Source organism: Marinobacter sp. EVN1 (assembly GCF_000475375.1).
Classification (GTDB): domain Bacteria; phylum Pseudomonadota; class Gammaproteobacteria; order Pseudomonadales; family Oleiphilaceae; genus Marinobacter; species Marinobacter nauticus.
Genome location: NZ_AXCB01000029.1, coordinates 54,992 through 60,991, shown reverse-complemented (window position 1 = coordinate 60,991; position 6,000 = coordinate 54,992). Strand labels below are relative to the sequence as shown.

The following is a 6,000-nucleotide window of genomic DNA, read 5'->3' as shown; positions in this document are numbered from 1 at the left end:
CCGGGCTTCGGTTTCCACCTACGCCAGCGATCAAATACCCACCAAAACGCTCAGGCGTTGATCAAAATCACGCTCTTCTCAGAGGAATGAGCGTGGAAAAACCTGACCAGTACACCCGGGCACCCAATAAAACAGCCAGCACCAGGCCATAGATCATCATTTCGGTCACGTCGCTGCGCGCCTGCCACAGAAAATGAACCCAGGCCAGGAGTGCCGAGCTGTAGATAAGGCGATGTAACGGTTTCCAGCCGCGCCCCATCCTCTTCATCATGCCCCTGGTCGAGGTCGCCGCCAGCGGCGCCATTAACAGGAACGCTAAGCCACCCGCGATGATGTAGGGGCGCTTGGTAAAGGTTGCCCATAGATCAAACCATCCAAGGATGAACTGGAGGAAGGCGAGCACATGCAAAGCCGCGTAGAAAAAAGCATATAACCCCAGCATCCTGCGAAAACGGAGCCAACCGGCCCAACCTGTGATTTTTCGCAATGGTGAGATCAACAGGGTTATCAGCAGAAACTGGAACGCTGCGATACCCAGCGCTTCCGTAATGGTCTGGCCTGGATCAGGCCCCAGATTACCGCTCTGGATGTCCCACCCGATCAACGCGAGCGGAATCAGGCTGGTCAGAGAAACCAGGGCTTTAACCGGAGTATAGGGAAATTGACGAGAAGCCTTGGATGCCATCAATAATACCTGGAAAGATCCATGCCCTTGTATAAATGAGCGACCTGTTCACCATAGCCGTTAAACTTCACCGTCTCGATCCAATTCGGACTCAACAAACCAGAGGGCAGGCGACGCTCACGCTTCTGACTCCAGCGCGGATGATCCACTTCCGGATTCACGTTGGCATAAAAGCCATACTCTTCAGGCGCAATCATCTCCCAGCTGGTTTTGGGTCGCTCCTCCATGAAGCGGATACGGACGATCGACTTGATGCTCTTGAAGCCATATTTCCACGGCACAACCAGGCGGATCGGCGCACCATTCTGGTTTGGCAGGGTCTTGCCGTACAAACCAATGGCCAGAAACGATAACTCGTTCATGGCCTCGTCCATCCGGAGCCCCTCCCGGTAGGGCCAGTCAATCACGCTGAACATCGAGCGCTGCCCACGCATCTGGTCCGGATCGTGAAGGGTTTCGAAGTAGACGTATTTGGCTTTTGACGTCGGCTCCAGACTGGCGAGCACTTCGGCCAACGGCACTCCGACCCACGGAATCACCATCGACCAGGCTTCCACACAACGCAACCGGTAAATACGCTCCTGATACTGGTGAGGCTTCAGCAGATCTTCCAGCGCATAGGCGCCTGTCTTTGCACATTCACCTTCGACAGATACAGACCAGGGGTCGACCGACATGGCATCGGCATAGCGCGCAGGATCGCCCTTATCCGTGCCAAATTCATAGAAATTGTTGTAGGAAGTAATCGCGGGGTAAGGCGCTTTCTTTTCGTCGGTAGAAAACGCCGGCATGGCCTTATACTGCAGGGCGTCGCCAGGAATTCCGCCCTCCTCCGCCCTGAGAAGGGCCGGCATGGTCAGCGCCGCAGCGGATGCCATCGTCCCGGCCATGAATTTCCGCCGGTTCAGGTAGACGGATTCAGGCGTCACTGCAGATTCTGACAGGGCCCACGACGGGCGGCGCTTGATAAGCATCGGAAATCTCCAATTCATTACTTGAGGTAACTGACCGGAGGTTCCCGAGAAAATTCCCGGCCGATTCACTCGGCCGAGGGGCAAGTCCTACCGGGCGCGGGCCGGCTTGCGACGGAACAGAGCCCGAACCGGACCGGAAAGTGCGTAAATCAGGAACCCGGTGAACAGTACGGTGGCGGGATCAAGGGCGATCACCACAAACACCAGGACGACCAGAAGTATCGCCGCAAAAGGCACCCGACCTCGAAGATCGAGATCCTTGAAGCTGCGGTAGAGAATATTGCTGACCATCAGCACACCGGTTCCGGCCACAACGATAATTGTCAGCAACGTCAGCCAGGACGATGGCTCGAAACTGTGGAAACACCACACCAGCCCCGCAACACAGGCAGCTGCCGATGGACTGGGCAGGCCCACAAAGTATTTTTTGTCCACGGAGCCGATCTGGGTATTGAACCGGGCCAACCGCAATGCTGCGCCGGCCACGTAGATGAACGTAACCACCCAGCCCACTTTGTCCAATCCGTTGAGGGACCAGAAAAACGCCACCAGGCCGGGCGCAACACCGAAGGCCACCATGTCGGCAAGGCTGTCGTATTCCTCACCGAATTTGCTCTGAGTATTCGTCATCCGGGCGACACGGCCATCCAGTCCATCCAGAATCATGGACACGAAAATGGCGATGGCTGCATTGTCGAACACACCATTGGCGGCAGAAACAATCGCATAGAATCCAGAGAACAGAGAGGCTGTCGTCAGCGCGTTGGGAAGTAGGTAAATGCCTTTGCGACGAACCTTGGCCCCCTCAACAAGCTCCTCTTCAACCACTTCACCGGGCTCAATTTCCGGATCTGCGGCTTTCCTGGTTTCTGATTTTTCCACGGTATTCTTTTCTTCAGTCATTCCATAAACTCCGGAAAGCATTTGGGCGGAGTATAAACGAAAAACGCGGCCACAAGGGGCCGCGTTTCCAATCCTTACCGAAAATCCGGATCAGTTCTTGTCTTTGTCCACGATCTTGTTCGCGGAAATCCAAGGCATCATGGAACGCAGCTTCTCGCCCACGGTTTCGATCTCGTGAGCCGCATTCTGGCGACGGCGAGCGGTCATGGACGGGTAGTTCAATGCGCCTTCAGAGATGAACATCTTGGCGTATTCACCACTCTGGATGCGCTTCAGTGCGTTACGCATGGCTTCGCGGGACTGCTCGTTGATCACCTCCGGGCCGGTTACGTATTCACCGTACTCGGCGTTGTTGGAGATGGAGTAGTTCATGTTGGCGATACCGCCTTCGTACATCAGGTCAACAATCAGCTTAAGCTCATGCAGACACTCGAAGTACGCCATTTCCGGAGCGTAGCCTGCTTCGGTCAGGGTTTCGAAGCCGGCTTTAACCAGCTCAACCGCACCACCGCACAGAACCGCCTGCTCACCGAACAGATCGGTTTCGGTTTCGTCCTTGAAGGTGGTTTCGATGATACCGGTACGGCCGCCGCCGATGCCGCTGGCGTAGGACAGAGCTACATTCTTGGCGTTGCCGGACGCGTCCTGGAAGATCGCAATCAGGTCAGGGATACCACCGCCCTTGGTGAACTCGGTGCGCACAGTGTGGCCCGGAGCTTTCGGAGCAACCATGATCACGTCCAGATCTTTGCGCGGAACGATCTGGTTGTAGTGAATCGCAAAACCGTGAGCGAAGGCCAGGGTAGCGCCCTGCTTCAGGTTCGGCTCGATTTCCTCACGGTACAGCTGGGCCTGGAACTCGTCCGGCGTCAGAACCATGACCACGTCTGCAGATGCAACGGCAGAAGCCACATCGCTGGTCTTCAGTCCATAGGCTTCAGCCTTGGCGATGGAGGATGAACCGGCACGCAGACCAACAACCACGTCTACACCGGAGTCCTTCAGGTTACACGCATGAGCGTGACCCTGGGAGCCGAAGCCGAGAATGGCAACTTTCTTGCCCTGGATGATGGAAAGATCGCAATCCTTATCGTAATAAACCTGCATGAGAAACCTCTATTATATGTACTGACCCCTCGGGGGCCATGATTTTCGATTTGTTTCGGCAGCCCTTACAGGCTGAGCACCTTTTCGCCCCGGGCAATGCCAGATACACCAGTGCGAACAACTTCCAGAACACCCGAAGTGCCCACCGCCTGAATGAAGCCGTCCAGCTTTTCACTGTCGCCGGCAAGCTGCACGGTGTAGACAGAACTGGTGACATCCACAATCTGGCCACGGAAGATATCCACCGTGCGCTTGATCTCGGCACGCTGGGATCCGGTTGCCTTGAGCTTGACCAGCATCAGCTCCCGCTCGATGTGAGCGCCCTCGGTCAGATCCACCAGCTTGACCACTTCGATCAGCTTGTTCAGCTGCTTGGTGATCTGCTCGATAACCTTGTCGGAACCTGTCGTGGTGACAGTCAGGCGAGACAGGGTTTCGTCTTCCGTGGGCGCTACGGTCAGGGTTTCGATGTTGTAGTTGCGCTGCGAAAACAGGCCAACCACACGAGACAGTGCGCCGGGTTCGTTTTCCAGCAAAACAGAAATGATTCGACGCATGATCACACCCTCTCCGTTTTGCTGAGCCACATGTCTTTCATGGATCCTCGAGCGACCTGCATGGGATAGACATGCTCAAAGCGGTCCACATAGATATCGACAAACACCAGTTTGTCTTTCATGGCCAGGACTTCCTTGAGCTTGGGCTCCAGGTCTTCCTTGCGATCAATGCGCACACCCACATGACCATACGCTTCCGCCAGCTTGATGAAGTCCGGCAAAGACTCCATGTAAGACTGGGAATGGCGGGACTCGTAATTCATGTCCTGCCACTGCTTGACCATGCCCAGAGCCTGGTTATTCAGGTTGATGATCTTCACCGGCAGATCGTACTGCTTGCAGGTGGACAGTTCCTGGATATTCATCTGGATACTGCCTTCACCAGTAAAGCACAGCACTTCATCTTCCGGATGGGTCAGTTTGATGCCCATGGCGGCCGGCAGGCCGAAGCCCATGGTGCCGAGGCCACCGGAGTTGATCCATCGGTTCGGCTTGTCGAACTTGTAGTACTGGGCAGCAAACATCTGGTGCTGACCTACATCGGTGGTTACGAAGGCATCACCATTGGTGAGCTTCCAGAGCATCTCGACCACTTCCTGGGGCTTGATTACATCCGGGCTGGTCTCGTAACGCATGCCGTGGAACGCGCGCCACTCTTCAATCTGCTTCCACCACGATGCCAGCGCCTCGGCATCCGGCTTGTCCCTGGATTCTTTTACCAGCGACAGCATTTCTTTCAGTACCGCATCCACCGGGCCGACAATGGGCACGTCTGCATCTATGGTCTTTGAGATAGATGCCGGGTCGATATCGATATGAATAATGCGCGCGCCCGGGCAGAACTTCTCGGTGGCGTTGGTCACGCGATCATCAAAGCGCGCGCCCACACAGAGAATCAGATCTGAATGGTGCATCGCCATGTTGGCTTCATAGGTACCGTGCATACCCAGCCAGCCCAGGTGCTGTTTGTCAGTCGCCGGATAGCAACCGATGCCCATCAGGGTGTTGGTGATAGGGAAGCCCAGGGTCCGGGTCAGCTCGGTCAACTGGCTGGAAGCCTTGCCCAGGATCACACCGCCGCCGGCATAGATGACCGGGCGTTTGGCCGCCATCAGCATGTCGACGGCTTTTTTGATCTGACCGGCATGGCCACGAACCGCCGGGTTATAGGAGCGCAGCTTGACCTTCTTGGGATAGGAGTACTCATAGCGCTCATTCGGTGTGGTCATATCCTTCGGGATATCAACCACAACCGGACCGGGACGACCGGTAGCAGCGATGTAGTATGCCTTGCGGATTACCTCAGGGATTTCCTCGGGGTGACGAACGCTCAGATTGTGCTTAACCACCGGACGGGAAACACCGATCATATCGGTTTCCTGGAAGGCATCCTCACCAATAAGGGTGGATGCAACCTGGCCGCACAGAACCACCATGGGGATGGAATCCATGAACGCGGTGGCAATGCCGGTAATGGTGTTGGTGGCTCCAGGACCCGAGGTCACCAGTACGGTACCTGGTTTTCCGGTTGCACGGGCATAGCCGTCGGCCATGTGGACCGCCGCCTGTTCGTGCCGCACCAGAATATGCTTGACTTTGTCCTGCCTGAACAGCGCATCATAAATATGAAGGGCTGCACCACCCGGATAGCCGTATATGTATTCGATCCCTTCATCCTGCAGGGAGCGGATCAGCATATCGGCGCCAGACAATAACTCCACGATTTTCTACCCTCTTCTACGAGTGAATGAGCCGGGTTACGCCCCGGTTGCCT

Annotated in this window: 6 protein-coding genes; all 6 read right to left on the bottom strand. The window is 55.8% G+C overall.

What is annotated here, in order from left to right; all coding sequences use genetic code 11:
* Positions 1-67: 67 nt before the first annotated feature.
* The 6 genes from Q674_RS33855 to Q674_RS33830 all read right to left on the bottom strand — a co-directional run bounded on the left by Q674_RS33855 (position 68) and on the right by Q674_RS33830 (position 5,947).
* Positions 68-685 carry a sulfite oxidase heme-binding subunit YedZ gene (locus Q674_RS33855; protein ID WP_023009266.1) on the bottom strand — a complete coding sequence of 206 codons (618 nt, stop codon included), beginning with the start codon at positions 683-685 and terminating at the stop codon, positions 68-70.
* Positions 685-1,659 carry a protein-methionine-sulfoxide reductase catalytic subunit MsrP gene (gene msrP / locus Q674_RS33850; protein WP_023009265.1) on the bottom strand — a complete coding sequence of 325 codons (975 nt, stop codon included), beginning with the start codon at positions 1,657-1,659 and terminating at the stop codon, positions 685-687. Before msrP ends, Q674_RS33855 begins: the two co-directional genes overlap by 1 nt.
* Positions 1,660-1,746: 87 nt before the next feature.
* Positions 1,747-2,562: a CDP-diacylglycerol--serine O-phosphatidyltransferase gene (gene pssA / locus Q674_RS33845; RefSeq protein ID WP_011784403.1), complete on the bottom strand. Its 816-nt coding sequence runs from the start codon at positions 2,560-2,562 to the stop codon at positions 1,747-1,749.
* A gap of 90 nt (positions 2,563-2,652) precedes the next feature.
* Positions 2,653-3,669: a ketol-acid reductoisomerase gene (ilvC, locus tag Q674_RS33840; protein ID WP_011784402.1), complete on the bottom strand. Its 1,017-nt coding sequence runs from the start codon at positions 3,667-3,669 to the stop codon at positions 2,653-2,655.
* A 65-nt stretch (positions 3,670-3,734) separates the two neighbouring features.
* The gene (gene ilvN, locus Q674_RS33835) at positions 3,735-4,226 is read right to left on the bottom strand and encodes an acetolactate synthase small subunit (RefSeq protein WP_011784401.1); all 492 of its coding nucleotides are present in this window, start codon (positions 4,224-4,226) and stop codon (positions 3,735-3,737) included.
* A gap of 2 nt (positions 4,227-4,228) precedes the next feature.
* Positions 4,229-5,947 carry an acetolactate synthase 3 large subunit gene (locus Q674_RS33830; protein WP_011784400.1) on the bottom strand — a complete coding sequence of 573 codons (1,719 nt, stop codon included), beginning with the start codon at positions 5,945-5,947 and terminating at the stop codon, positions 4,229-4,231.
* Between the last annotated feature and the right edge of the window lie 53 nt (positions 5,948-6,000).

Bases quoted from the DNA above. Each gene is read 5' to 3' on its own strand.
- Q674_RS33855 (WP_023009266.1), bottom strand. From the start codon at position 685: ATGGCATCCAAGGCTTCTCGTCAATTTCCCTATACTCCGGTTAAAGCC.
- msrP (WP_023009265.1), bottom strand. From the start codon at position 1,659: ATGCTTATCAAGCGCCGCCCGTCGTGGGCCCTGTCAGAATCTGCAGTG.
- pssA (WP_011784403.1), bottom strand. From the start codon at position 2,562: ATGACTGAAGAAAAGAATACCGTGGAAAAATCAGAAACCAGGAAAGCC.
- ilvC (WP_011784402.1), bottom strand. From the start codon at position 3,669: ATGCAGGTTTATTACGATAAGGATTGCGATCTTTCCATCATCCAGGGC.
- ilvN (WP_011784401.1), bottom strand. From the start codon at position 4,226: ATGCGTCGAATCATTTCTGTTTTGCTGGAAAACGAACCCGGCGCACTG.